Here is a 24,587-nt window from a genome sequence, read left to right as displayed (position 1 = left end):
GATGCCATGACCACCTCCATCGGGCTCGGTATGCCAGCACCGCCCGTGCCCACCCTGGCGCCGCGGCGCAAGACCCGCCAGCTGATGGTCCGTGACGTCGGCGTCGGCAGCGACTACCCGATCGCGGTGCAGTCGATGTGCACCACCAAGACCCACGACATCAACGCCACGCTGCAGCAGATCGCGGAACTGACCGCATCGGGGTGTGACATCGTCCGGGTCGCGTGTCCCCGTCAGGAAGACGCCGACGCCCTACCTGCGATCGCCAAGAAGGCGAACATCCCGGTCATCGCCGACATCCATTTCCAGCCCAAGTACATCTTCGCCGCCATCGACGCAGGGTGCGCCGCGGTGCGCGTCAACCCCGGCAACATCAAGGAATTCGACGGCCGCGTCAAAGAGGTCGCCAAGGCCGCAGGCGACGCGGGCATCCCGATCCGTATCGGCGTCAACGCAGGCTCGCTGGATGCGCGGATGATGAAGAAGTACGGCAAGGCCACCCCGGAAGCACTCGTCGAGTCGGCGCTGTGGGAGGCCTCGCTGTTCGAGGAGCACGGCTTCGGCGACATCAAGATCAGCGTCAAGCACAACGATCCCGTCGTCATGGTCGAGGCCTACGAGCAGCTCGCCGCGCAGTGCGACTACCCGCTGCACCTCGGCGTCACCGAGGCAGGCCCGGCGTTCCAGGGCACCATCAAGTCGGCCGTCGCGTTCGGCGCGCTGCTGTCCAAGGGCATCGGCGACACCATCCGGGTCTCGCTGTCGGCGCCGCCTGTCGAGGAGATCAAGGTCGGCAACCAGATCCTGGAATCGCTGAACCTTCGACCGCGCGGGCTGGAGATCGTGTCCTGCCCGTCGTGTGGGCGCGCCCAGGTCGACGTCTACACCCTGGCCAACGCGGTGTCCGCCGGGCTGGAGGGCCTGGACTTCCCGCTGCGCGTCGCCGTGATGGGCTGCGTCGTCAACGGGCCGGGCGAGGCCCGCGAGGCCGACCTCGGCGTGGCGTCCGGAAACGGCAAGGGGCAGATCTTCGTTCGCGGCGAGGTCATCAAGACCGTGCCGGAGTCGCAGATCGTGGAGACGCTGATCGAAGAGGCGATGCGAATTGCCGAAGAGCGCTCTCCGGATGATGCGAGCGGTTCTCCCGTTGTGACCGTAAGCTGAGTCGTGACCCTGTGAGCGGGGTCACCTGCCCCGGGTTGTAGTTGGAAAGAAGCACCATGTCGGCCCCACCGCTATTCCGCCTCACCGACGAGCGTCGGGTGACGGTCGTCCGCGATGCCGCCATGGTGCGCAGGGTGCTCGACGACGATCCGGTCGGTACCTGCATGGTGGCCTCGAGGGTCGCCGATCACGGCGTCGAGCCGACCGCCATCGGAGGAGAGCTCTGGACGCGGCGTCGCCCCGGCGAGTCGCTGTGTTACGCCGGGCCGAATCTCATTCCGCTGCGCGGCGAGACCTCAGATCTGAACGCCTTCGCCGACAAGGCGATGAGCACCACGCGCCGTTGCTCGTCGCTGGTCGGCCGTGCCGAGTTGGTGGTGCCCATGTGGCGCCGCCTCGAGCACGCCTGGGGCCCGGCCCGCGACGTGCGCGAGCACCAACCGTTGATGGCGCTCGACGGCGCACCGCAGTGCGCGGTCGACCCCGCGGTGCGCCCGGTCCGGATCGAGGAGCTCGACGCCTACCTGGTGGCCGCCGTCGACATGTTCATCGGTGAGGTCGGCGTCGATCCCCGGCTCGGGGACGGTGGCCGCGGTTATCGGCGCCGCGTCGCCGCGCTGATCGCCGCGGGTAGGGCATGGGCGCGCTTCGAAAGGGGCGAGGTCGTGTTCAAGGCCGAGGTCGGCTCGCAATCGCCTGCGGTCGGCCAGATCCAGGGCGTGTGGGTGCATCCCGACTGCCGTGGCCGTGGCCTTGGTGCCGCGGGCACCGCGACGCTCGCCGCCGCCGTCGTCCGCAGCGGCCGCACCGCGAGCCTCTACGTCAACGGCTTCAACACCGTCGCGCGGGCCACTTACGCGCGCATCGGATTCCGCCAGGTCGGCACCTTCGCCACGGTCCTGCTCGACTGATCCTTACGAACTAATCACGGTTCGATCTCGGTGCGCCTCACGCCGAACGGGCAGCCACACTCATAACATTGGCCCCAATGGCAACGCGAACCTCATCTGCATCACGGGTCGCCGGTCTGTTGACGGTGACCATCCTCGTTGGCACGGCGGGGGCGCTGACCTCCTGCACCCCGAAGCCCAACGGCCCCGAGCCGGTCGCTGCAGCGTTCTTCGCCGCACTCGCGGCAGGCAACACCGGCGCCGCCGCCGACCTCAGCGACAAACCCACCGAAGCCAGGTCCGCGCTGACCGAAGCCTGGTCAGGACTGCAGGCCACCGGCCTCGACGCAATGATCCTGAGCTCGAAGTACGCCGAGGACACGGGCAGCGTGACCTACCGGTACACCTGGCACCTTCCCAAGAACCGCACCTGGACCTACGACGGACAGCTCAACATGCTGCGCGACGAGGGCCGCTGGGAAGTCCGTTGGAGCGCAACGGGTTTGCACCCGAACCTGGGCGAGCATCAGACGTTCGCGCTACGCCCAGACGCGCCGCCCCGAGCCTCGGTCAACGAGCGCGGTGGCACCGACGTCCTAGTTCCCGGCTACCTGTACCACTACACGTTGGATGCCAAGGCCGCGAAGCTCGGCGGCGGCGGCCTGATGGCGACCGCGATCGCCGTCGCCGACGCGTTGCGTCCCTTCGACCCCACCATCGACGCCCAGACCCTCGCCGAGCAGGCCAGTTCCTCGGCGAAGCCGCTCGATCTGATCACGCTGCGGCAATCCGACCGCGATCAAGTGGCGGCCGCGATCGGCAATCGTCAAGGGGTGGTCATCACCCCACAGCCCGAACTGCTGCCCACCGACGATCGCTTCGCGCCGGCGATCATCGACCAGGTGAAGAAGTCGGTGGTCAACGAACTCGACGGCGAGGCCGGCTGGCGCGTCGAAAGCGTCAACCAGAACGGCGCCGAGGTCGACGTGCTGAACGAAGTGCCGGGAGCACCGTCACCGTCGGTGACCATCAGTCTTGATCGCGCCGTGCAGGATTCGGCGCAGGACGCCGTCAACATGGTCGGCCGCAAGGCCATGATCGTGGCGATCAAGCCGTCCACCGGTGAGATCCTGGCCGTCGCGCAGAACTCCGCGGCCGACGCCGACGGACCCACCGCCACCAGCGGGCTCTACCCGCCGGGGTCGACCTTCAAGATCGTCACGGCAGGCGCGGCGATCGACCGCGACATGGCGACCCCCAACACGCTGCTGGCCTGCCCAGGCCATATGGACATCGGCCAACGCACGATCCCCAACTACGGCGGATTCGACCTCGGCACCGTGCCGATGTCGCGGGCGTTCGCGAGTTCGTGCAACACCACCTTCGCCGAGCTGGCGAGCAGGATGCCGCCGAAGGGCCTGACCACGGCCGCCGCGCAGTACGGCATCGGCACCGACTACGTGGTCGACGGGATCACGACCGTCACCGGGTCGGTGCCGCCGACGGTGAACCTCACCGAACGCACCGAGGACGGCTTCGGGCAGGGCAAGGTGCTGGTCAGCCCGTTCGGCATGGCATTGGCCGCCGCGACCGTCGCTGCAGGGAAAACCCCTGTGCCGCAACTCATCGAAGGCCGCCAGACCCAGGTGACGGGCGACACCACGCCCATCTCGTCGAAGATGCTCGACGGCCTGCGCCCGATGATGCAACTGGTGGTGACCAACGGCACGGCGACCGATCTGAAGGGGACGGGCGACGTGCGCGGCAAGACCGGCGAGGCGGAGTTCAACGGCGGCTCGCATGCGTGGTTCGCCGGCTACCGCGGTGACCTGGCCTTCGCCGCGCTGATCGTCGGGGGCGGTAGCTCCGAGTACGCGGTGCGGATGTGCAAGGACATGCTCAACGGGTTGCCCCCCGACTACCTGGCCTGAGTAGCCTGTCCCTTGGAAGGGGCACGCAACATGACCAGCATGAACTCGGGCGCCAACTCCGGTGCGAACGGAGAAGTCGCGGCGCTGCGCATCTCCGATGCCGACCGCAACGGCACCCTGCGCAGGCTGCACAATGCCGTGGCGCTTGGGCTGATCGACATCGACGAGTTCGAGGAGCGATCGGGCGCCGTGTCGCTGGCGCGCCTGCACACCGAACTCGCCGCCCTGGTCGGCGACCTGCCAGGGCCCGGCGCGATCGTCACCTCCTCGACCGACCGCGTCGAGCTACGCGGTGTGCTCGGTTCACTGAAGCGCCAAGGGGAGTGGGTGGTCCCCACCCGGCTGGCTTTGGTTCGGCGGATGGGCTCGATCGACCTGGACCTGACGAAGGCGCGCTTCGCAGGCCCGATCGTGGTGATCGAGTTGGACGTCAAGTTCGGGTCGGTGGACATCCGGCTGCCCGAGGGCGCGAGCGCGTCGATCGACGACGTCGAGGTGGTCGTCGGCAGCGCCCGCGATCACCGCAAGGACGCACCCGCCGAGGGCATTCCACACGTCGTCCTCACCGGGCGCAGCGTCTGCGGGTCGATCGACATCCGCGGGCCGCGCAGGGCGGTGATGAAGAGGTTCCGTCGCGGCTAACGAGGCCATGTTGGTTACGCTGGCATGATGCCCGTTCGCACCGCCCTCCGTTCAGGAGACCTGTCGCCGACACTGCCGGTACCCAAGTCGATCGCCCGCCCGGAGTACGCGTGGAAGGCGACCGCGAAGGAAGGCAGTGAGCCATGGGTGCAGACACCCGAGGTGATCGAGAAGATGCGGGTCGCCGGACGCATCGCGGCGAATGCGCTGGCCGAGGCGGGCAGGGCCGTCGCGCCCGGCGTGACCACCGATCACCTCGACCGGATCGCCCACGACTACATGGTCGACCATGGTGCCTACCCGTCGACGCTGGGTTACAAGGGCTTCCCGAAGTCGTGCTGCACGTCGCTCAACGAGGTCATCTGCCATGGCATCCCCGACTCGACGGTGGTGCAGGACGGCGACATCGTCAACATCGACGTCACGGCCTTCGTCGACGGCGTGCACGGCGACACCAACGCGACCTTCCTCGCCGGTGACGTCAGCGAGGAGCACCGGCTTCTCGTCGAACGCACCCACGAAGCGACGATGCGCTCGATCAAGGCCGTCAAACCGGGGCGCTCGTTGTCGGTCGTCGGGCGGGTGATCGAGGCCTACGCGAACCGGTTCGGCTACAACGTCGTTCGCGACTTCACCGGCCACGGCATCGGCACCACCTTCCACAACGGCCTCGTCGTGCTGCACTACGACCAGCCCGCCGTCGACACCATCATCGAGCCGGGCATGACGTTCACCATCGAGCCGATGATCAACCTCGGCGCGCTGGACTACGAGATCTGGGACGACGGCTGGACCGTCGCCACCGTCGACAAGAAGTGGACGGCACAGTTCGAGCACACGCTGGTGGTCACCGACGACGGCGCCGAAATCCTCACCCTGGCCGAGTGACCGTTCCCCCGCGAGCAGTCCGTTGGCGGTCCGCAAGCGGAACGCCAACGGCTCCAACAAAAGGCCCTGACACGCCGTGAATGAGGGCCATTTACGTCTGCTCGCGAGAGAAAAGTGATCATGGCCGGCGCGCTGCTGGTTGCGGGCACCACCTCGGACGCAGGCAAGTCGATGGTGGTCGCCGGGCTGTGTCGACTGCTGGCCCGCAAGGGTATCTGCGTCGCGCCGTTCAAGGCGCAGAACATGTCCAACAACTCGGCGGTCACCGCCGACGGCGGCGAGATCGGCCGCGCACAGGCCATGCAAGCACGCGCCGCTGGTCTCGCACCCAGCGTCCGGTTCAACCCGATCCTGCTCAAGCCCAGCGGCGACCGCACCTCGCAGCTGGTGGTCCGCGGCAAGGTCGCAGGCTCGGTCGGCGCGGCCGACTACTTCCAGCACAGAACCGAACTAGCCACGGTGGTGGCCGACGAACTCGCCTCGCTACGAAGCGAATTCGACGCAGTGATCTGTGAGGGCGCGGGCTCACCGGCCGAGATCAACCTGCGGGCAACCGATCTGGCCAACATGGGCCTGGCGCGCGCAGCCGACCTGCCCGTCGTGCTGGTCGGCGACATCGACCGCGGCGGGCTGCTGGCTCACCTGTTCGGCACCGTCGCCGTGCTCGAACCCGACGACCAGCGCCTGATCGCCGGATTCGTCGTCAACAAATTCCGCGGCGATCCCTCGCTGCTGGCACCAGGGCTGGACCAGTTGCAACGCCTGACCGGCAGGCCGACCTACGGCGTCATCCCGTACAGCGACGGCCTGTGGCTTGACGCCGAGGACTCGCTGTCCGTGCGCGCCCATCACGCGGTGGGGGAGGCTCAACCACCGCGTGGCACCGAGTGGCTGAGGGTGGCGGCCGTCCGGTTGCCGCGCATCTCGAACTCCACCGACGTCGAGGCACTGGCCTGCGAGCCCGGGGTGCTGGTCCGGTGGGTCACCGATCCCGCCGATCTGGCCGACTCCGACGTCGTGGTAATCCCCGGCAGCAAGGCCACGGTGTCCGACCTCGGCTGGCTGCGCGCCACCGGATTGGCCGACGGCGTGGTCGCCCACGCGGCGTCGGGCAGGCCGGTGCTCGGGGTGTGCGGAGGCTTCCAGATGCTGTGCCGCACCATCGACGACCCCGTGGAATCCGGAAAGGGCCGCACCGAGGGCCTCGGCCTGCTCGATGCCGACGTCGTGTTCGCCGCCGAGAAGACCCTCGAGCTCTGGGACGGGAGCGGCCGTATTCCGCTGCGCGGCTACGAGATTCACCACGGGCAGCTGACCCGCAGTGCCGAGGCCGACTGGCTCGGCTCCGGCTTTCAAGTGGGGATCCGTCGCGATGCGGTGTTCGGCACCCACTGGCACGGCCTGCTCGACAACGACGACGTGCGCCGCCGGTGGCTGACCGAGGCCGCGCAGGCGGCGGGGCGACGCGGCTTCGTGGTCGCCGACGACGTCGACGTCACCGCGCGCCGCGACGGCCAACTCGACCTGATGGCCGACCTGCTGGCCGCCCACCTCGACGTCGACGCCGTCATGGAGCTTCTGGAGCGGGGCGCGCCGAGGCGCCCGACCGTGACCTCGGGACTGAGTAACCTCGATACATGATCGGACGGCGCACCGCAGCCGCGGTACTGGTGGTCATCACCACCGCACTGTCCGGCTGCGCACACGCCATCGAAGGCACCGCGACCTGGCCGGGCGCCCGGCTGGAGTCGGCGGTTCTGACCGCCGCCGACTTCCCGCCCGGCGTGCAGTACGACCGCATCCCCGAGAAACCCGGCCAGGCCGACGGCGCGGGCGGACCACCGGCGATGCTGTCCAGTCCCGAGGGCTGCTCGGACGGACTCACCCGAGTGATCGCCGCCTCGGCCGAGCGCGGCGCGGGCAGCGCGGTGAAGTACGTGGTGGCCTACGACGGTGCCCGGATCGTGATGACCGTGGTGTCATGGCCACTCGACCTCGACGCGCTGGACGCGGTGGCGCAGCGGTGTGCCAGCTTCCAGACCTTCTTCGACCGGTCATCGCAAGGCATCCCGATGACCACCACCCGGCTCGAGACACCGCGCCCCGGTGCGCTCGCCTACGAGCAGACCATGCAGCTGGGCACGGTGCGCAGCAGCGTCTACTTCTCCTTCGAGAACGTCGGGCGTTCGGCCCTGTTCGGGATCGCACTCCCGACGCCGAACCCGACAATCGCCGTCAAAGCGACGCTGCCGCAGACGTTTATGGAACTCGTGACCAAGCAGGCGCAGCGCCTCGAGTCGAGCTGACTGCAAAGTAAGGACCGAGTGAAAACCCGCCCGCGAACACGATCAATCCCTGTAGCGTGACCGAATGCCTTCGACCGTGGTGACCGTCGACGGGTTCCCGGCCACCGTGGACGTGTCGGGTCCCGACAAGGGGTCGGTCGTCGTCCTGCTCGGGGCCGCACACCAGGGACCGTCGGCCTACGACGCCGTCTGTCAGCGGCTGCACACCGCATCGCTGCGGACCGTCGTCATCGCACCCGACCCGCGGCTGAGCCCCAAGGCGGTGGTCGGCATCCTGGACGCCCTCAAGGTGCGCTGGGCGCTGCTGGTCGGCGATCGCGTCGGCGGAGAACTGGCGTGGGAGCTCGCGGCCACCCGCCTCGACCGCTTCATCGGACTGGTCGTGATCGACCGCGGCCACCCGTGCGTCGCCGACCAGGCAGGCGTGATCCGCGACGAGCACTGTCCACCGGTGGAGGTGAACACCACCGCGCTGGTCAGCACGCCGTCGGCCCGCAACGTCGCCAAGGCCAGCCAGCGCTACGTCTACGGCGACTACCGACTGGTCGAGCTGCTCGGCAGGCGCAACGCGCACGAGTCGACGGCCCAGTTGGCCGCCGAGATCGTGATGCGCACCAGCACCTGGTGAGGGGAAGAATCGCTCACCGCGACTCAATGTCCGTTGCGGAAGTGGCCGCAGTGTCGCCCGTGCTGCATGCGATTCGCCCCGCTGCCTTGCGCGCGGACACACCGACCCGACGTCACTGACGATGTCGGGGCCCGTCTCTATCCTTCGCCTATGTTGTCGCCCCACGGCTTCGTCCTCGACACTGATGAACTTCTCGCCGACTTCGACGATGCGGCGATCACACGCGGTCTGCGGTATGCCAATCAGGGCCGTGTACGCGATACGGCATGGAGCGATGACGGCCTCGAGCTCACTGGTTTTTGTTCCGGTTCTGGCGACCGCGTGTACGGGGTCAGCGTCAACTTCGAGTCCTTCGACGACGATCTCGAGCTGGTGTGGGCCGACTGCTCCTGCCCTGTCGGCGCCTACTGCAAACACGCCGTCGCACTGCTACTGACTGCTGCGCAGGGTGAGTCTCGGCCTCCCGACACCGACGGGTGGCGCACCGTTCTCACCAAGGTGTTGGACGAGCTGGCGCCTCTGAGCGGCGAGCACGCCTCGCCGATCGGGTTGGAGTTCTCCATCGCAGCACCTACTCGGTACCGTCCCGGCACGACGATCGCGCTGCGCCCCGTCACCGTCGGCAAGCGCGGAACCTGGATCAAGACCGGCCTGACCTGGCAACGCCTGGCGTACCACGCCGAGGCCGGCGAATTCGATCGGAGCCAGTATGCCGCGGTCCGTGCGCTCCTGAACGAAGCGAACAGGTCTGGTGTCCTGCCCATCGGCGACGCCATGACCATCAGCCACGTGCCACCCGCCTTCTGGTCGCGGCTTGACGACGCCGTCGCCGTCGGGGTCACCATGGTCGCCGCCAAAGGTTTGCAAGCCGTCGACTTCATCAAGAATGCGCAGTTGCGGCTCGACTTCGTCTCCGATGACGCCGGTGGCGCCACAATGTCGGTCGTTCTTGTCGTGGACGGCGAGCGATGTGATCCCGACGGTGTGGGCCTGATCGGTTCACCTTCTCCGCACGGGATGTACAGGGTCGTCGACGGGGTATTGCGGCTAGGCCGGTTCGATCCGGTGCCCGGACGTACCACGCTGGACCTTATCGGCCGCAACGACCGGGTGCACATTCCCGCCGAGACGATCGCGGAGTTCTCGCTCGACGTGCTCCCACGGTTGGTCGACGTCGCGCCGGTGGAGATCGAGGAGGGGCTATTCACCCCGCCCACCATCAGTGGGCCGCTGCCAGTACTGACGGTGAAGCTGAGTCACGATGGCGCCCGTGCGTTCTGGAGCACGCGCTACGAGGTGAATGACAAACACCACGATTTCGATCCCGATTCGCATCCGCAGCGGACGGGTTACCGTGACGCGGACGCCGAGGACCTCGCCTGGGAGCGGGCCACCCCCGCGCTGCGGGCCGTCGCGGCCGCGGCGCACACCTGGAAACAGCAAGCGACACAACATATCCAGCGGAAGTTGCGCGGCATTGCCTATGCCGGGGTAGTTGACGAGTTGTTGGCGATCGACGATGCCAATTCCGCGGCAGACGCCACCACGGTGGCATCGACGGCAACCTTGCGCTCGGCCACCGAACTTACGTTGGTCGAGGCCGCGGTGCTCTGCAGCGAGATCCTCCCGCAACTGGACTGCCGCGACGCCTTCACAGTCGAGCTAGACGAGGGCGCACGTGATTTCCGTGCCGCGGACGACGCTCCGCAGCTGGAGTTCAGCAGCGGCGACGGGGAGCCGGTGCGCAACGACTGGTTCGACCTCAGCATCTCCGTGCAGGTCGACGGGCAACAGGTGCCCATCGCCGCGGTCATCGCAGAATTGGCCTCGGGGGCAACGCATATGCTGCTGCCCAACGGGGTCTACTTCCGCCTCGACACGCCGGAACTCCTCCGCCTGCGGGAACTCATCGAGGAAGCGCGGGCGCTCGGCGAGATCGAGGGCGACAAGGTTAATGCGGGTTCTTACAACGTCACGTTGTGGGAGGAGCTGCTTGCCCTTGGCGTCGTCGACAAGCAGGTTGCCGCCTGGCAGGAAAGTCTCGCGCGGCTGGCCACGGCGCGGCCACCCGTTCCGGTGGCCGTGCCAGAGGGTCTCGATGCCACGCTGCGGGACTATCAACGCGACGGCCTGAACTGGCTGTCGTTCTTGTGGGACAACGAACTTGGTGGCGTGCTGGCCGACGACATGGGGCTAGGTAAGACGGTGCAGACCCTCGCGCTCATCGCCCGCGCCGCCGAGCGGGGCCCCCGACGGTTCCTGGTGGTCGCGCCCACCAGCGTGGTCACCAACTGGGTCGACGAGTGCCGCAAGTTCACCCCTGGGCTGACTGCGGTGGCCGTCACCAGCACGGAAGCCCGATCGGGCACGTCACTGGCGGACCAAGCTGCGAACGCCGACATCGTCGTCACCTCGTATGCTCTGCTGCGCATCGATTTCGAAGCGTACGCCGGGATCGATTGGGCGGGAGTCATTCTCGACGAGGCCCAGTTCGTCAAGAACCACACCAGCAAAACCCATCAATGCGTGCGTCGACTCGCCGCCCGATTCAAACTGGCCATCACCGGCACGCCCATGGAGAACAACCTGATGGAGTTGTGGTCCTTGCTGTCGATCACCGCTCCGGGCCTCTTCCCGTCGCCCAAGGCGTTCACCGACTACTTCCGCAAGCCGATCGAGTCGGGAAGCAACAAAGAACGGTTGCCCGTGCTGCGCCGCCGGATAAAGCCGGTGATGCTGCGCCGAACCAAGGGCCAGGTCGCGACGGAACTGCCGCCGAAGCAAGAACAGATGCTCACGCTCGACCTCAGTGCCAAACACCGAAAGATCTACGACACCCGGATGGCCCGCGAGCGCCAGAAGGTGCTCGGGCTACTGGGCGAATGGGAGAAGAACCGGTTTCAGGTGTTCCGGTCGTTGACCCTGCTGCGGCAGCTCAGCCTCCATGCCGGATTGGTCGACGAGTCAAAGCTCGACGTTGGCGCTGCGAAGGTCGACTTCCTGGTCGAACGGTTGCCCGAGTTGGTGTCTGAAGGCCACAGCGCGTTGGTCTTCAGCCAGTTCACCGGTTTCCTCGAGATCCTGCGAGCGAGCCTGGACGCAGTAGGAGTCAGTTACAGCTACCTGGACGGATCATCGAGTTCGCGCCAGCGTGCGGCCGCCATCCGCAGCTTCAGGGCAGGCACCAACCAGGTGTTCTTGATCAGCCTCAAGGCCGGCGGCTTCGGACTCAACCTCACAGAAGCCGACTACTGCTTCGTTTGTGACCCGTGGTGGAATCCAGCAGCCGAGGCTCAGGCCATCGACCGGACCCATCGCATCGGTCAGACGCGGCCGGTGACGGTCTATCGGCTCGTTTCGCAGGGCACCATCGAGGAGAAGGTGGTCGCGCTGCAGGAGCGTAAGCGCGAACTGTTCACCGCCGTCGTCGACGATGGCGAGGTCTTCGGGTCGGCCATCACCGCGTCGGATGTACGAGAACTCTTTGGGTAGAGGATCTGTGGCCCAACCGCAAAACCGTGCCCCACTGCCTTTCAGTACAGTTGGCCGCCGAGATCGTGATGCTCACCAGCACCTGGTGAGCTCGGCGGCGTCCTGCCACACCGGTCAGGTCTCGAGGATGATTTCCTCGCCCGACTCGGTGAGTTCGACCTGCTTGATGGGCCCGGTGAACCAGTTCTTCACCGAGGCGTGCCAGTAAATGTAGAGCAGGATCAGCACGCCGCCGACGAGCAGCGGGGTGTAGTTGACGAACTTCCACTCGAAGGCGTCACCCCACGGCACGCCGCCCGAGGACGTCGGGAACATGGCGATGATCGAGGTGACGACGATTTCGATCAGGGCAACGGGTGCCATCCACTTGTGATGTCCACGCAAGTTCCACTTGCCGACGGGGAACTCGTCGCCGGCCTTCCAGCGGTAGTAGATCGGCACCGCGAAGCAGAGGTAGAGCCCCACCACGCCGATGGACACCACCGCGAAGAACGCGATCGGGACCGGTGCGCCGTTGACGTCGACCTGGACCAGCGCGGGCAGCGTCAGAATGGCGGCGAGCGCCGCGGTGACGATGACGCCGTTGGCGGGGATCTTGTGCTTGCTGACCTTGGCCCACAACTGGTGTCCGGGAACCGCACGGTCGCGGCTGAACGCGAACAGCATGCGCGAGGCGCTGGTCTGGCAGGCGGTGGTGCAGAAGAGCTGGCCGGCCGTCGAGATCAGGAGCACGATGCCAACCCACTTGGAGTCCATCGCCTGCGCAAAGATGACCGCGACCGCGCCGCCGCCCGCCGACACCGCATCGGAGTCCTGCACGGCGAACAGGAACGTCAGCAGCAGGATCCAGCCACCGATCGCCGAGTAGAAGATCGAGCGCCAAATGCCCTTGGCCGCGCCGTCGGCCGCGCCCTGGGTCTCCTCCGAGAGGTGGGCGGACGCGTCGTAGCCCGTGATCGTGTACTGCGTCAGGATCGCCGAGATCGGCAACACCAGGAGCAGGAAACCGAAGCCCGACGTCGTGCCGCCGAACATGCCGCTGTTGTTGATGGTCTTGGCGAACACGTCACCGAAGCTGGCGTGCTGCGCCGGAACGAAGATCAGGATCCCGATGACGATCGCCGCACCCGCGACGTGCCACCACACCGAGATGTTGTTGATCACCGCGAGCAGATGCGACGAGAAGATGTTGACCGTCGCCGACAACGCCAGAATCACCAGGAAGATGAGGAACGTCCTGGTCAAGCTGTAGCCCGCGAGCCAGGTTTCGCTGAACGTGCCCAGCGTGAGGTCCAGGAACGTCGCGGCGCCGTAGGCGACCGACGCCAGGATCGCGATCAGTCCGATCAGGTTGAGCCAGCCAGTGTAGAAGCCGGCCTTGGCCCCACCGAGTTTGCTTGCCCACCAGTAGATGCCGCCGGACGTGGGGTAGGCGGAGACGAGCTCCGACATGCACAGCCCGATGATCAGGATGAAGACCGAGACGATCGGCCAGCCCCAGGCGATCGCCGCAGGGCCGCCGTTGTTCCAGCCGAGGCCGAACGACGTGAAGCAGCCCGCAAGGATCGAAATGATCGAGAACGAGATGGCGAAGTTGCTGAAGCCGGACCAGGAGCGATTCAGCTCTTGCGTGTAGCCGAGGCTGGCGAGGTGTCTCTCGTCATCGGTCAGCTCCGGCAGATCGTGACCTTCGGGCACGGTGATTCTCCTTCGTCAGGCCTAGTCCGCCGTTGATGCGGCGGTCCACTGCCTAGGCACATTAGAGTGCTATTGGTCTTGTGTCCTACCTTTGGCAGTGACAGTTGTGTAAAACTGCCCTGGATTTAGGTAGCAGTACGGTTTCCAATGGTTGACTTTTCGACATGACTGACAAGGGAGGGCCCGCGATGGCGACATCCACGGAACGGCCCGGCATGCTGTCGCAAACGGAGCTAGAGCGCCTAGTGGCCGCCGGTGAGATCGACACGGTGATCGTTGGCTTCACCGACATGCAGGGCCGATTGACCGGAAAGCGGATCTCGGCGCGCCTGTTCGTCGACGACATCGCCGCCCACGGTGCCGAGTGCTGCAACTACCTGCTCTCCGTCGACGTCGACATGAATACGGTCGACGGCTACGCGATGTCGAGCTGGGAGGGCGGCTACGGCGACATGGTGATGACGGCCGACTTCGGCACGCTGCGGCTGCTGCCGTGGCTACCAGGCACCGCGCTGGTGATGGCCGACCTCGGCTGGCACGACGGCAGCCCGGTCGTCCCTGCGCCGCGCAGCATTCTGAGCAGGCAGCTGGACCGGCTCGCGGAACGCAAGATGGGCGCCGTCGCCGCCACCGAGCTGGAGTTCATGGTGTTCGACAACACCTACCGGGAAGCGTGGGCGAACGGATACCGGGGGATGACGCCTGCCACCGACTACAACATCGACTACGCGATGCTTGCCTCGACCCGGATGGAGCCACTGCTGCGCGACATCCGCCGCGGCATGGAGGGCGCAGGCATGTACTGCGAGGGCGTCAAGGGCGAATGCAACCTCGGCCAGCAGGAGATCGGTTTCCGCTACGACACCGCCCTGGTCACCTGCGACAACCATTCGATCTACAAGAATGGTGCAAAGGAGATCGCCGACCAGCACGGCAAGGCCGTCACGTTCATGGCGAAATACGATGAGCGCGAAGGCAACAGCTGCCATATCCACATCTCGTTCCGCGGCGACGACGGTTCGGCGGTGTTCGCCGACGAGGATCAGCCGCGCGGCATGTCCAAGATGTTCCAAAGCTTCATCGCGGGCCAGTTGGCCACGCTGCGCGAGCTGACACTGTTCTACGCACCGAACATCAACTCCTACAAGCGTTTCGTCGAGGGCAGCTTCGCCCCGACCGCCGTCGCGTGGGGGATGGACAACCGCACCTGCGCACTGCGCGTGGTCGGCCACGGGCACGGCATGCGGATGGAGTGCCGTGCGCCAGGCGGCGACGTCAACCAGTACCTCGCCGTTGCCGCGCTCATCGCGGGCGGCCTGCACGGCATCGACAACGAGCTCGAGCTGCCCGACCCATGCTCGGGCAACGCGTATACCGGTGACGCGGAACGGCTTCCGACCACACTGGCCGAGGCGGCGGCGCTGTTCGAATCCTCGACGGTGGCCAGAGAAGCGTTCGGCGACGAGGTCGTCGAGCACTACCTGAACAACGCCCGGATCGAACTGAATGCGTTCAACTCCGCGGTGACCGACTGGGAGAGGGTGCGCGGTTTTGAGCGGCTCTGAACGGGATACGGCACGGCGCCCGGTTCTGGGCGTCACCACCTATCTGCAACAGGCGAAGACCGGCGTCTGGGACGTGATGGCCAGCTTCCTTCCTGCCATCTACATCGAAGGCGTCACCCTTTCAGGCGGCATCGTCACGCTGCTTCCGCCGCAACCGGTTGACGCCGACATCGCCGATCGGGTGCTCGACGGATTGGACGGGCTGGTGCTCACCGGCGGCAGGGACGTCGACCCCGCTTCGTACGGCCAGCCGCCGCACCCGACCACGGACGAGCCGGCCCGCGAACGTGACGCCTGGGAGTTCGCGCTCGTGCTGCGCGCACTCGAACGCGGCCTGCCGGTGCTCGGAATCTGCCGCGGCGCCCAGGTTCTCAACGTGGCGCTCGGCGGCACCCTGCATCAGCACCTGCCCGATGTCGTCGGCCACAACTGGCACCAGGCAGGCAACGCCGTGTTCAACACATCGGTGATCAGCACCGTGCCCGGCACCCGGTTGGCTTCGCTGATCGGCGAGTCCACCGATGCACAGTGCTATCACCACCAGGCCATCGCCGAACTGGGCAAGGGCTTGATCGCCACGGCGTGGGATACCGACGGCGTCGTCGAGGCGGTCGAAATTCCCGGGCCACAGTTCGTCCTCGCGGTGCAGTGGCACCCCGAGGAACGACTCGATGACCTTCGACTGTTCGCCGGTGTCGTGCAGGCAGCGGCGGAATATGCAACGGAAAGGGCCACCTCTTGACCACGTCGACACTGATCAACCCAGCGACCGAAGAGGAGCTGCGCACCGTCGAACTGCTCGACGTACCTGCCACCGACGACGCGATCGCCCGCGCGAAGTCCGCGCAGAAGCAGTGGGCGAAGCTGGCACCCGCCGAGCGGGCGAGCGCTTTGCGATCGTTCGCCGCCGTGGTGGATGCGCACGTCGACGAGCTGGCTGCTCTCGAGGTGGCGAACTCCGGGCACGTGATCGGCAACGCCGAGTGGGAGGCCGGTCACGTCCGCGACGTGCTGCAGTTCTACTCGGCGAGCCCGGAACGCATGTCCGGCAAGCAGATTCCCGTGGCCGGCGGACTGGACGTCACGTTCAACGAGCCACTCGGCGTCGTCGCCGTCATCGCGCCGTGGAACTTCCCGATGACCATCGCGTCGTGGGGCTTCGTGCCCGCACTCGCCGCGGGGAACGCGGTACTGGTGAAGCCCGCCGAGATCACCCCGTTGACCACCATGCGGCTGGCCGAACTCGGACGGGAAGCGGGCCTTCCCGACGGACTGTTCCAGGTACTGCCTGGCAAGGGCTCGGTGGTGGGGGAGCGCTTCATCAGTCACCCCGACGTCCGCAAGATCGTCTTCACGGGCTCCACCGAGGTGGGCGTCAAGGTGATGGCAGGCGCCGCCGCCCAGGTCAAGCGGGTGACCCTGGAACTCGGTGGCAAGAGTGCCAACATCGTGTTCGACGACTGCGATCTCGAGAAGGCCGCGGCCACCGCGCCGTATGGCGTGTTCGACAACGCCGGGCAGGACTGCTGCGCGCGCAGCCGAATCCTGGTTCAGCGCAACGTCTACGACAAGTTCATGGAACTCCTGGAGCCTGCGGTGAAGGGCGTCGTCGTCGGTGACCCGGCATCGCGCGATAGCGAGATGGGTCCGCTGGTGTCGCGTTCGCACTTCGACACCGTGGCATCGTACGTGCCCGACGACGCGCCCGTCGCGTTCCGCGGTTCCGCACCGACCGGCCCCGGATACTGGTTCCCGCCAACGGTTCTCACCCCACAGCGGACCGATCGTGCGGTCACCGAGGAGATCTTCGGACCCGTCGTCACCGTGCTGCCGTTCGAAGACGAGGCCGATGCGATCGAGCTCGCCAACGATTCACCGTACGGATTGTCCGGGTCGATCTGGACCGACAACCTGTCGCGGGCGCTGCGGGTATCTCGCGCGGTGGAATCCGGCAACCTGTCGGTGAACTCGCACTCCTCGGTCCGCTACAACACGCCGTTCGGCGGGTTCAAGCAATCAGGGCTCGGCCGTGAACTGGGCCCCGACGCGCCGCTGCACTTCACGGAAACCAAGAACGTCTTCTTTGCGATTGGAGAACTCTAGATGGATCTGACCCAACGGCTTTCGGGCAAGGTCGCGGTCGTCACCGGCGGCGCGAGTGGGATCGGGTTCGCGACCGCCAAGCGGATGCGCGCCGAGGGCGCCACCATCGTGATCGGTGACATCGACCCCAAGACGGGCAAGCCGGCCGCCGACGAACTCGACGGACTGTTCGTGCCCGTCGACGTCGCCGACAAGGTGGCCGTCGACACGCTGTTCGACACGGCAGCCTCGACGTACGGCTCGGTCGACATCGCGTTCAACAACGCGGGCATCAGCCCGCCCGAGGACGACCTCATCGAGAACACCGAACTCGATGCATGGGATCGGGTACAGAACATCAACCTCAAGTCGGTGTACCTGTGCTCCAAGGCCGCACTGCGGCACATGGTTCCGCAACAGAAGGGCTCGATCATCAACACGGCGTCGTTCGTCGCGGTGATGGGGTCGGCCACGTCACAGATCTCCTACACCGCGTCCAAGGGCGGCGTGCTGGCGATGTCGCGCGAGCTCGGCGTGCAGTTCGCCAGGCAGGGCATCCGCGTCAACGCGCTCTGCCCGGGACCGGTGAACACCCCTCTGCTGCAGGAGCTGTTCGCCAAGGATCCGGAGCGTGCAGCGCGACGGCTGGTGCACATCCCGCTCGGCCGGTTCGCCGAGCCCGAGGAGCTCGCCGCCGCGGTGGCGTTCCTTGCCAGTGACGACTCGTCGTTCATCACCGCGTCGACGTTCCTGGTCGACGGCGGCATCAGCTCGGCCTACGTGACGCCGCTGTAGGTCCTGATGTCGGTTCCGGAGGGCAGTCCACGCGAGCGCGGCTCCAGCGCAGCGACCCGGGGGATCGGTGAAGAACCGGATCCGCCGCCCAGCTCCGAGGCTCTGCTGCGTCCGGTGCGGCTCGGCAACGCCTTCGAGGACACCGTCGGCCGGCTGCTCGAGACGATCCGGCTCGGCGTGCTCGCGCCGGGTGAGTCACTGCCACCCGAGCGCGAGCTCGCCACCCGCCTCGGCGTCAGCCGCGACACGGTCCGGGAAGCGATCAAGTCCCTGTCCGAGGCGGGCTACCTGGAGTCTCGGCGCGGCCGGTACGGGGGCACATTCCTTGCCGACGAGCTCCCCGCACCCAGCGGTGACGGAGTTCATTTCAGCCGCGCCGAGATCGACGACGCGCTGCGGCTGCGCGAGATCCTCGAGGTCGGCGCAGCGCGGATGGCCGCGGGCAGGACGCTGGCCGCGACCGAGCGCGAGACGCTGTGGAGCAGGCTGACCGACGTGCGCGGCGCCCCGCCCGAGGACTACCGGCGGCTCGACTCGCGGCTGCACCTTGCCATCGCCGAGGCCGCGGGCGCGCCGTCGGTGGTGGCGCTGGTCGCCGAGAACCGAATGCGTCTCAACGAACTGCTCGACCACATCCCGCTGCTCGCGCGCAACATCGCGCACTCCGACGAACAGCACGAAGCCATCGTGATGGCGATCCTTGCCGGTGACGGCGATCGAGCAGCCGAGGAGATGACGGCACACATCTGGGCGTCGGCTGCTCTGCTGCACGGCTTCTTGGACTAAGCGGTACATCGCAATTCGATGGAACCTGGCAGGAAGTGTCCAGTCGACGCTGCCAGAATCCGTCGGTAGATGACCGTCGTGCGAGGTGAAGGAGAGCCGCGGCACCGTGCGCCCGTTGGTGCGGGCAGGTCGGCGCGGGCGTGGGGGCGCGCTGGGTTCGCGCTGGCGTCGGTTGCGGTCGTGGCGGTGACAGGGGTGGGTTGGTGGGGTGTGCACCGTGTGACCGACGGCATCACCGTGTCGCGAGCGTTGGACGCCTTGGGGGCTGACGCTCCCCGATCTGGCAAGGGCGCGATGAATGTCCTTCTCATGGGCTTGGACTCGCGCAAGGACCAGAACGGCAACGATCTGCCAGAGGACCTACTGAACAAGCTGCATGCCGGTGACTCCGATGCCGGCGGGTACAACACCAACACTCTGATCCTGGTTCACATTGCCGCCGACGACCAGGTGACGGCGTTTTCGATTCCCCGCGACGACTACGTGGCCGTAGACGGCATCGTGCCGGGTTACACCCACATCAAGATCAAGGAAGCGTATGGGCTGACCAAAGCCGATACCGAGCAAAACCTCGCCGACGAGGGTGTCGCCGATCAGAAAACACTGGAGAGCAAGGGCCGCGAAGCAGGCCGGGCGGCGACCCTCAAGGTGGTGCAGAACCTCACCGGAGTGCCGATCGATTACTTCGCCGAAATCAACCTGGCTGGCTTCTACGATCTGGCGGCAAGTTTGGGTGGGGTTCAGGTATGCCTCAACTCGGCGGTTTCCGACGACTACTCCGGCGCCAACTTTCCGGCGGGCAACCAAACGTTGGATGCCGAGCAAGCCGTGGAATTCGTCCGCCAGCGCCACGGCCTCGACAACGGCGACCTCGACCGCACCCATCGTCAGCAGGCGTTCCTGATATCGGTGATGCGCCAGCTCCAGGACAGCGGAGGGCTCGCCGATTTCAGCAAGTTGAAGAGCCTGATTGCGGTCGCGGACAAGGACGTCGTCGTATCCACCGGATGGGGTGATGATCAGTTCCGCCGCATCGCCGAACTCGCCGGGCGTGGTGTCGAATTTCAGACGCTGCCGGTGCTGCGCTACGACAACGTGGACGGTCAGGACGTCAACATCATCGACGCCGCAGCGATCAAGGCGCAGGTAACGTCCGCCTTCGAAGGCAACGTGCCCGACAACACGCCGAGGTCGACGACTGTCGTCGACGTGATCAACGCCGGCGGCACCCCGGGCCTGGCCGCCACGGTGTCGGAGGCGCTGCACGCTCGCGGCTACGGTGCCGGGGAGGTCCGCAACGCGTCTTCCGGCGAACCCACCGGCACCGCGGTCGACGTCGGAGCCGGTGCCGACTCCGTCGGCGTGGGAGCCGGTGCCGACTCCGTCGGACGTGAACTCGGAACCCTGCTCGGACTGGACACCGAACCGCAGGCCGACGCCACGGTGCCGACCGGGCACGTCCGGATCGTGCTCGGCGCGGGCTACGCGCCTCCGGCCACCTTGCTGGATTCGATGCCCTCGCCCGCCGCAGGTGACACAGCCGTGGACGGCGTCCCCGACCAGGGGCAGCCCATCAACAGCAGACAAATCCCCTGCGTCGACTAAGACATCTGAGCGTCGAGCGCTCTGTTGCCCGGCTTTCTGGACTAAATTGCAGGTGTGGAGCCCCGTGACCAGGCCCCGGCGCATGGCGCCGCGACGGCACAGATCGAACGCGCGTCGTCGGCACTTGCCGACGTCGACACCACGGGCTGGACGCAGCGCTTCGATCTGCTGTCCGATCCCAACCGGCTGGAGATCCTGCTGAGCCTGCACCGGGCGCCCGGAATCTGCGTCAGTGATCTGGCCGCCGCCGTCGGCCGGTCGGAAAACGCCACCTCCCAAGCGCTTCGGGTGCTGCGTCAACAGGGCTGGGTGACCAGCACTAGGGTGGGTCGCGCCGTCAGTTACCGTCTCGAGGACGAGATCGTGCACGATCTGCTGCACTGGATCGGCGCCCGTCATTCCTGATCATCTGAACAGCTAGACAGACGATCGGTTCCGGGCATAGGGTCGGAGAATGACTGTCGGATCCATCGCCACGCAACCAGAAACCAACGTGGCGACCCGACTCGACAGGACCGACTGGACGTCGATCGCGGGGATCGGCGGCGTCGTGCTGTTCCTGCACGTGTTCGGTTGGGGAGTCCTCATTCTCGGCGTCGCGCCACAGCACATCACGCTCGGGTCGGCAGGCGTCTTCGGCGTCGGACTCGGTGTGACCGCCTACCTGCTCGGCGTGCGCCACGCCTTCGACGCCGACCACATCGCGGTGATCGACAACACCACGCGGAAGCTGGTCGGGGAGGGGACGCGCTCGCTGTCCGCAGGGTTCTGGTTCTCGCTTGGGCACTCCAGCGTCGTATTCGGGCTGGCGTTCCTGCTCGCCTTGGGCGTGCGGGCGCTCGTCGGCCCCGTGCAGGACGAGGGTTCGCCGATGCTGCAGACCCTCGGGCTGATCGGTTCGGTGGTGGCAGGCACCTTCCTCATCCTGATCGGGCTGACCAACCTGTTCGCCGTGGTCGGCATCGCCAAGGTGTTCCGCAACATGCGCAGCGGCGAGTTCGACGAGGCCGAACTCGAACGCCAACTCAACAGCCGCGGCTTCCTGGCACGGCTGCTCGGGCGCGTCATGCGCCGGGTGAGCAAGCCGTGGCACCTCTACCCGGTCGGGTTGCTGATGGGCCTTGGCTTCGACACCGCGACCCAGGTGGCGCTGCTGGTGCTGGCGGCGGGGACGGCCGCATTCACGCTGCCCTGGTACGCCATCCTCGTTCTGCCCGTCCTGTTCGCCGCGGGGATGAGCTTGTTCGACGCGCTCGACGGCATCTTCATGGCACGGGCCTACGGCTGGGCATTCCTCAAGCCGATCCGCAAGGTGTACTACAACCTCACCATCACGGTGCTGTCGGTGATCGTCGCCCTGATCATCGGCGTCATCGTGCTGACCGGTCTGCTGGTCGACCGGCTCGGCATCGAGTCGGGCCCGCTGGCGTTCATCGCGTCGGCCAACCTCGAGTCCGTCGGCTTCATCATCGTCGGGATGTTCGTCGTGGTCTGGCTGGTCGCCCTCGCCGTGTGGCGCTTCGGGCGGGTCGAGGAGCGCTACGGCTAGGTCAGGCCGAGCAGGGCGTTCTCGATGACCTCGGAGAGCGCAGGGTGGATCCAGTACTGGCCGCTGGCAACCTCTTTCGCGGTCTGACCGAGGCTCATCGCCTGAATGATCGGTTGGATGAGCGATGACGACTGATAGCCCATCAGGTGGGCGCCGAGGATCTTGCCGGTGGCGCGGTCGCCGATCAGCTTGACGATGCCGTGCTCGTCCTCCATCGCCCATCCGTAGGCGGTGTCGCCGTAGCGTTGCACCTTGACCACGATGTCGTGGCCGGCATCCCTTGCCTCCTCCTCGGTGAGCCCGACCGTCGCGATCTGCGGGTCGGTGAACACCGCCGACGGGACGTACCGATGGTCGCTCTTGGTCATCGCGGCGGTGTCGTCCCAGTCCCTGAGCAGGTTGTGGCGCACGACGCGCATCTCGTGGTTGGCGACGTGCTTGAGCTGATACGCCGACGACACGTCGCCGAGCGCGTAGATGCCGCGGGCGGTGGTGCGCTGGTACTCGTCGACCACCACCATGCCGTCTTCCACCTGGACACCCGCCAGTTCGGCGTCGAGCCGGTCGCCGTTCGGAATGCGCCCCGTCGCGACCAGGAGCATGTCGGCGCCGAGGGTCTTCCCGTCGTCGAGTTCGAGCACGATCCGGTCACCGTCGTGATGGGAGCCGATGACGTTCTCGTGCGTGCGGACATCCCACTTCTGCGATGCCAACTCGGTGAAGGGGTGGCAGATCGAATCGTCACAGTGGGTGAGCAGCCCGTCACCGCGCACCACGATGGTGACGTGCACGCCGAGGGCCGAGAAGACGTGCGCGAACTCCGCGGCAACGAAACCGCCGCCGACGATCACCAGATGGTCTGGCAGCGCCGGGATTCGCATGATCGTGTCGCTGGTCTCGTAGCGGACGCCGCAGTCGGTGATCGCCGGGGGAATGTTGACGCGCGAACCGGCGGCGATCACCACTTGATCGGAGGTGAACTCGTCGCCCGCCTCGGTGCGCAACGTGTAGCGGCCGTCGGGCTGGGTGGGACCGAACCGGGTGTGGCTGGCGTACACGGAAATGTTGGGCAGCGACCGCTTGTACGTCTCGCCGCCTGCCGCGATCGGGTCGATGCGGCCGAACACCCGCGACACGATGTCAGGCCAGCGCACCTTCTCGATGCTCGAGTCGACGCCGTAACGCGAACTGTTCCTTATGGTCTCGGCGACCTCTGCGGCGTAGACGAACATCTTGGTGGGAATGCAGCCGACGTTGAGGCAGGTGCCGCCGAACGTGCCCTCCTCACAGATCGCGACGCGCATCGATTGGTACCTGGGATCGACGGAGGGGTCGGGAATGCTGTTGCCCGAACCGGTTCCGATGATGGTCAGGTCGTAGTGCTCCAAGTTTCAGCCCTGTTCCGATCGTGTCGTGCTTGGCAGAGTGCCGTCGTGGGTTTGGGTCCCCAGGTGTCGATCCAGCCAACCGTCCAACTCGCGGTAGGCCGCCGCGCGGGGACCCCCCAGCGACAGGAACACGTCGTGCTTGGCGTCGGTGATCGGGGCGACGGTGGTGTGGTTGCCGACGCACCCCGACCATCGGGCGATCTGAGCGACGTCGAGCACGGCATCGCCCTTCTGGATCAGCTCGGGATCGGGTGCCTCGTTGACACTGTGGTCCGACCGCAGGATCAGGTTGGGCACACCGACGTCGAGCCCGCGGTGCAGCCGCGCCTGCCCCCTTCGGATCGCGTTGATCCAGCCGAACGTCACAGGGAACCCGCCGAGCGGCTTCCAGTCCAGGTTGTAATCGAACTCACCGGAGTAGTCGCGGTGCAGGCTGCTGCCGTAACCGCCGGGTGTCGGCTTGCGGACGACGTGCATCTTGCGCAGCCGGGCGAGGGCCACCAGCGCTGCCGCCGTTGGCGGGGTGCGCAGGACGGCAGGGCCTTGCAGGTCGAAGAATGGGCTGTTGAGGATCAGCGCAGCGACGTTGCGCATGCCGGCCTCACCGCGGCGGCGCAGCCGGTCCAGCCACAGGGTGACGATGAGCCCGCCGGCGGAGTGGCCGAACAGACACACCGTTGCCCCGTCGGTGTCGGCCGCGACGATCTCCAGCGCGCGGTCCAGTTCCGCGTCGTAGCTGGCCAGATTGGTGGTGAAGTGTGGCGTCTGGCCGGGTTGCCACGATCGCCCACACTTGTGCAGGTCAAGGGCGTAGAACGCGAAGCCGCGGGCGGCGAAGTGGTCGGCCAGCTCGGCGTTGAAGAAGTAGTCGGTATATCCGTGCAGCGCGAGCACGGCGTGCTGCGCGCCGGCGGCGTCCCCGCGCCGGACGAGCGTGGCCACCAGCTCGCCCTCCCCGTCGGGATCCGGGCCGAGAGGAATGGTCTGCCGCCAGTACCCGGGCAGCACGTCGGGCTCCCATCCGGACGCCGACGAACTCACGACAGCTACCTTAACCGCGCACTGTGATGCAACGGACGTCAGCGGAGGCCGGTTGGCGGGTTGGAGCTGGGAGCGGCGGGATAACCTACTAGTAGGTAGGCCGCATCAAGCGGACGTGCGATTGCGAAGGATCAACG

At 66.7% G+C, this 24,587-nt stretch carries 20 protein-coding genes; 17 read left to right on the top strand and 3 right to left on the bottom strand.

Annotated elements, in window-relative coordinates:
- The first annotated feature begins 6 nt into the window (after positions 1 to 6).
- The 9 genes from ispG to HNP02_RS22840 all read left to right on the top strand — a co-directional run bounded on the left by ispG (position 7) and on the right by HNP02_RS22840 (position 11,941).
- A complete protein-coding gene (gene ispG / locus HNP02_RS22880) occupies positions 7 to 1,164 on the top strand; it encodes a flavodoxin-dependent (E)-4-hydroxy-3-methylbut-2-enyl-diphosphate synthase (RefSeq protein WP_184442771.1) in 1,158 nt (385 codons plus the stop codon).
- Positions 1,165 to 1,220: 56 nt separating this feature from the next.
- Entirely contained in the window at positions 1,221 to 2,075 is an 855-nt protein-coding gene (locus HNP02_RS22875; RefSeq protein ID WP_184442770.1) for a GNAT family N-acetyltransferase, read from the top strand.
- A 77-nt stretch (positions 2,076 to 2,152) separates the two neighbouring features.
- Positions 2,153 to 3,985, top strand: a complete 1,833-nt coding sequence (locus HNP02_RS22870) for a penicillin-binding transpeptidase domain-containing protein (RefSeq protein ID WP_184442769.1) — start codon at positions 2,153 to 2,155, stop codon at positions 3,983 to 3,985.
- A gap of 39 nt (positions 3,986 to 4,024) precedes the next feature.
- Positions 4,025 to 4,627, top strand: a complete 603-nt coding sequence (locus tag HNP02_RS22865) for a DUF1707 domain-containing protein (protein WP_184442993.1) — start codon at positions 4,025 to 4,027, stop codon at positions 4,625 to 4,627.
- 27 nt (positions 4,628 to 4,654) lie between these two features.
- Positions 4,655 to 5,515, top strand: a complete 861-nt coding sequence (gene map / locus HNP02_RS22860) for a type I methionyl aminopeptidase (RefSeq protein ID WP_184442768.1) — start codon at positions 4,655 to 4,657, stop codon at positions 5,513 to 5,515.
- 117 nt (positions 5,516 to 5,632) lie between these two features.
- A complete protein-coding gene (locus HNP02_RS22855; RefSeq protein WP_184442992.1) occupies positions 5,633 to 7,156 on the top strand; it encodes a cobyric acid synthase in 1,524 nt (507 codons plus the stop codon).
- Positions 7,153 to 7,821, top strand: a complete 669-nt coding sequence (locus tag HNP02_RS22850; protein ID WP_184442767.1) for a hypothetical protein — start codon at positions 7,153 to 7,155, stop codon at positions 7,819 to 7,821. Before HNP02_RS22855 ends, HNP02_RS22850 begins: the two co-directional genes overlap by 4 nt.
- 64 nt (positions 7,822 to 7,885) lie before the next feature.
- The gene (locus HNP02_RS22845; RefSeq protein WP_184442766.1) at positions 7,886 to 8,449 is read left to right on the top strand and encodes an alpha/beta fold hydrolase; all 564 of its coding nucleotides are present in this window, start codon (positions 7,886 to 7,888) and stop codon (positions 8,447 to 8,449) included.
- Positions 8,450 to 8,599: 150 nt separating this feature from the next.
- Positions 8,600 to 11,941: a DEAD/DEAH box helicase gene (locus tag HNP02_RS22840; protein WP_184442765.1), complete on the top strand. Its 3,342-nt coding sequence runs from the start codon at positions 8,600 to 8,602 to the stop codon at positions 11,939 to 11,941.
- A 114-nt stretch (positions 11,942 to 12,055) separates the two neighbouring features.
- Here HNP02_RS22840 and HNP02_RS22835 read toward each other — a convergent pair whose 3' ends face one another.
- A complete protein-coding gene (locus HNP02_RS22835) occupies positions 12,056 to 13,639 on the bottom strand; it encodes an amino acid permease (RefSeq protein WP_184442764.1) in 1,584 nt (527 codons plus the stop codon).
- A 215-nt stretch (positions 13,640 to 13,854) separates the two neighbouring features.
- On the opposite strand from HNP02_RS22835, the gene HNP02_RS22830 reads away from it, so the two are divergent.
- The 8 genes from HNP02_RS22830 (at position 13,855) to HNP02_RS22795 (ending at position 22,021) form a co-directional block, all read left to right on the top strand.
- Complete coding sequence (locus HNP02_RS22830; protein WP_184442991.1) at positions 13,855 to 15,204, top strand: glutamine synthetase family protein; 1,350 nt, start codon at positions 13,855 to 13,857, stop codon at positions 15,202 to 15,204.
- The gene (locus HNP02_RS22825) at positions 15,191 to 15,946 is read left to right on the top strand and encodes a gamma-glutamyl-gamma-aminobutyrate hydrolase family protein (protein WP_184442763.1); all 756 of its coding nucleotides are present in this window, start codon (positions 15,191 to 15,193) and stop codon (positions 15,944 to 15,946) included. The genes HNP02_RS22830 and HNP02_RS22825 overlap by 14 nt, the downstream gene beginning before the upstream one ends.
- Entirely contained in the window at positions 15,943 to 17,307 is a 1,365-nt protein-coding gene (locus HNP02_RS22820; protein WP_184442762.1) for an aldehyde dehydrogenase, read from the top strand. Before HNP02_RS22825 ends, HNP02_RS22820 begins: the two co-directional genes overlap by 4 nt.
- A complete protein-coding gene (locus tag HNP02_RS22815) occupies positions 17,308 to 18,081 on the top strand; it encodes a 3-oxoacyl-ACP reductase (RefSeq protein WP_184442761.1) in 774 nt (257 codons plus the stop codon).
- A 63-nt stretch (positions 18,082 to 18,144) separates the two neighbouring features.
- Complete coding sequence (locus HNP02_RS22810) at positions 18,145 to 18,867, top strand: FadR/GntR family transcriptional regulator (protein ID WP_184442990.1); 723 nt, start codon at positions 18,145 to 18,147, stop codon at positions 18,865 to 18,867.
- A 69-nt stretch (positions 18,868 to 18,936) separates the two neighbouring features.
- On the top strand, positions 18,937 to 20,472 hold the full coding sequence (locus HNP02_RS22805; protein WP_184442760.1) for an LCP family protein: 1,536 nt from the start codon (positions 18,937 to 18,939) through the stop codon (positions 20,470 to 20,472).
- Between the two features lie 54 nt (positions 20,473 to 20,526).
- Complete coding sequence (locus HNP02_RS22800) at positions 20,527 to 20,877, top strand: helix-turn-helix transcriptional regulator (protein ID WP_184442759.1); 351 nt, start codon at positions 20,527 to 20,529, stop codon at positions 20,875 to 20,877.
- A 49-nt stretch (positions 20,878 to 20,926) separates the two neighbouring features.
- Positions 20,927 to 22,021: a HoxN/HupN/NixA family nickel/cobalt transporter gene (locus tag HNP02_RS22795; RefSeq protein ID WP_184442758.1), complete on the top strand. Its 1,095-nt coding sequence runs from the start codon at positions 20,927 to 20,929 to the stop codon at positions 22,019 to 22,021.
- Here HNP02_RS22795 and mtr read toward each other — a convergent pair.
- Positions 22,018 to 23,409 carry a mycothione reductase gene (gene mtr / locus HNP02_RS22790; protein WP_184442757.1) on the bottom strand — a complete coding sequence of 464 codons (1,392 nt, stop codon included), beginning with the start codon at positions 23,407 to 23,409 and terminating at the stop codon, positions 22,018 to 22,020. The genes HNP02_RS22795 and mtr overlap by 4 nt on opposite strands.
- A gap of 3 nt (positions 23,410 to 23,412) precedes the next feature.
- Positions 23,413 to 24,450 (bottom strand): alpha/beta hydrolase, encoded by a 1,038-nt coding sequence (locus HNP02_RS22785; RefSeq protein WP_184442756.1) that lies wholly within the window; start codon positions 24,448 to 24,450, stop codon positions 23,413 to 23,415.
- Positions 24,451 to 24,587 lie beyond the last annotated feature (137 nt).

The organism is Mycobacterium sp. AZCC_0083, from assembly GCF_014202335.1.
Classification (GTDB): domain Bacteria; phylum Actinomycetota; class Actinomycetes; order Mycobacteriales; family Mycobacteriaceae; genus Mycobacterium.
Note: the sequence above shows the minus strand (reverse complement) of the source record. Positions and strands in the feature narration are given on the sequence as shown.

What these genes read in the sequence shown, in the direction of transcription:
- HNP02_RS22805 (WP_184442760.1), top strand. Translation starts at nt 18,937, where the DNA reads ATGACCGTCGTGCGAGGTGAAGGAGAGCCGCGGCACCGTGCGCCCGTT.
- HNP02_RS22815 (WP_184442761.1), top strand. Translation starts at nt 17,308, where the DNA reads ATGGATCTGACCCAACGGCTTTCGGGCAAGGTCGCGGTCGTCACCGGC.
- HNP02_RS22845 (WP_184442766.1), top strand. Translation starts at nt 7,886, where the DNA reads ATGCCTTCGACCGTGGTGACCGTCGACGGGTTCCCGGCCACCGTGGAC.
- ispG (WP_184442771.1), top strand. Translation starts at nt 7, where the DNA reads ATGACCACCTCCATCGGGCTCGGTATGCCAGCACCGCCCGTGCCCACC.
- HNP02_RS22850 (WP_184442767.1), top strand. Translation starts at nt 7,153, where the DNA reads ATGATCGGACGGCGCACCGCAGCCGCGGTACTGGTGGTCATCACCACC.
- HNP02_RS22830 (WP_184442991.1), top strand. Translation starts at nt 13,855, where the DNA reads ATGCTGTCGCAAACGGAGCTAGAGCGCCTAGTGGCCGCCGGTGAGATC.
- map (WP_184442768.1), top strand. Translation starts at nt 4,655, where the DNA reads ATGCCCGTTCGCACCGCCCTCCGTTCAGGAGACCTGTCGCCGACACTG.
- HNP02_RS22875 (WP_184442770.1), top strand. Translation starts at nt 1,221, where the DNA reads ATGTCGGCCCCACCGCTATTCCGCCTCACCGACGAGCGTCGGGTGACG.
- HNP02_RS22795 (WP_184442758.1), top strand. Translation starts at nt 20,927, where the DNA reads ATGACTGTCGGATCCATCGCCACGCAACCAGAAACCAACGTGGCGACC.
- HNP02_RS22840 (WP_184442765.1), top strand. Translation starts at nt 8,600, where the DNA reads ATGTTGTCGCCCCACGGCTTCGTCCTCGACACTGATGAACTTCTCGCC.
- HNP02_RS22870 (WP_184442769.1), top strand. Translation starts at nt 2,153, where the DNA reads ATGGCAACGCGAACCTCATCTGCATCACGGGTCGCCGGTCTGTTGACG.
- HNP02_RS22865 (WP_184442993.1), top strand. Translation starts at nt 4,025, where the DNA reads ATGAACTCGGGCGCCAACTCCGGTGCGAACGGAGAAGTCGCGGCGCTG.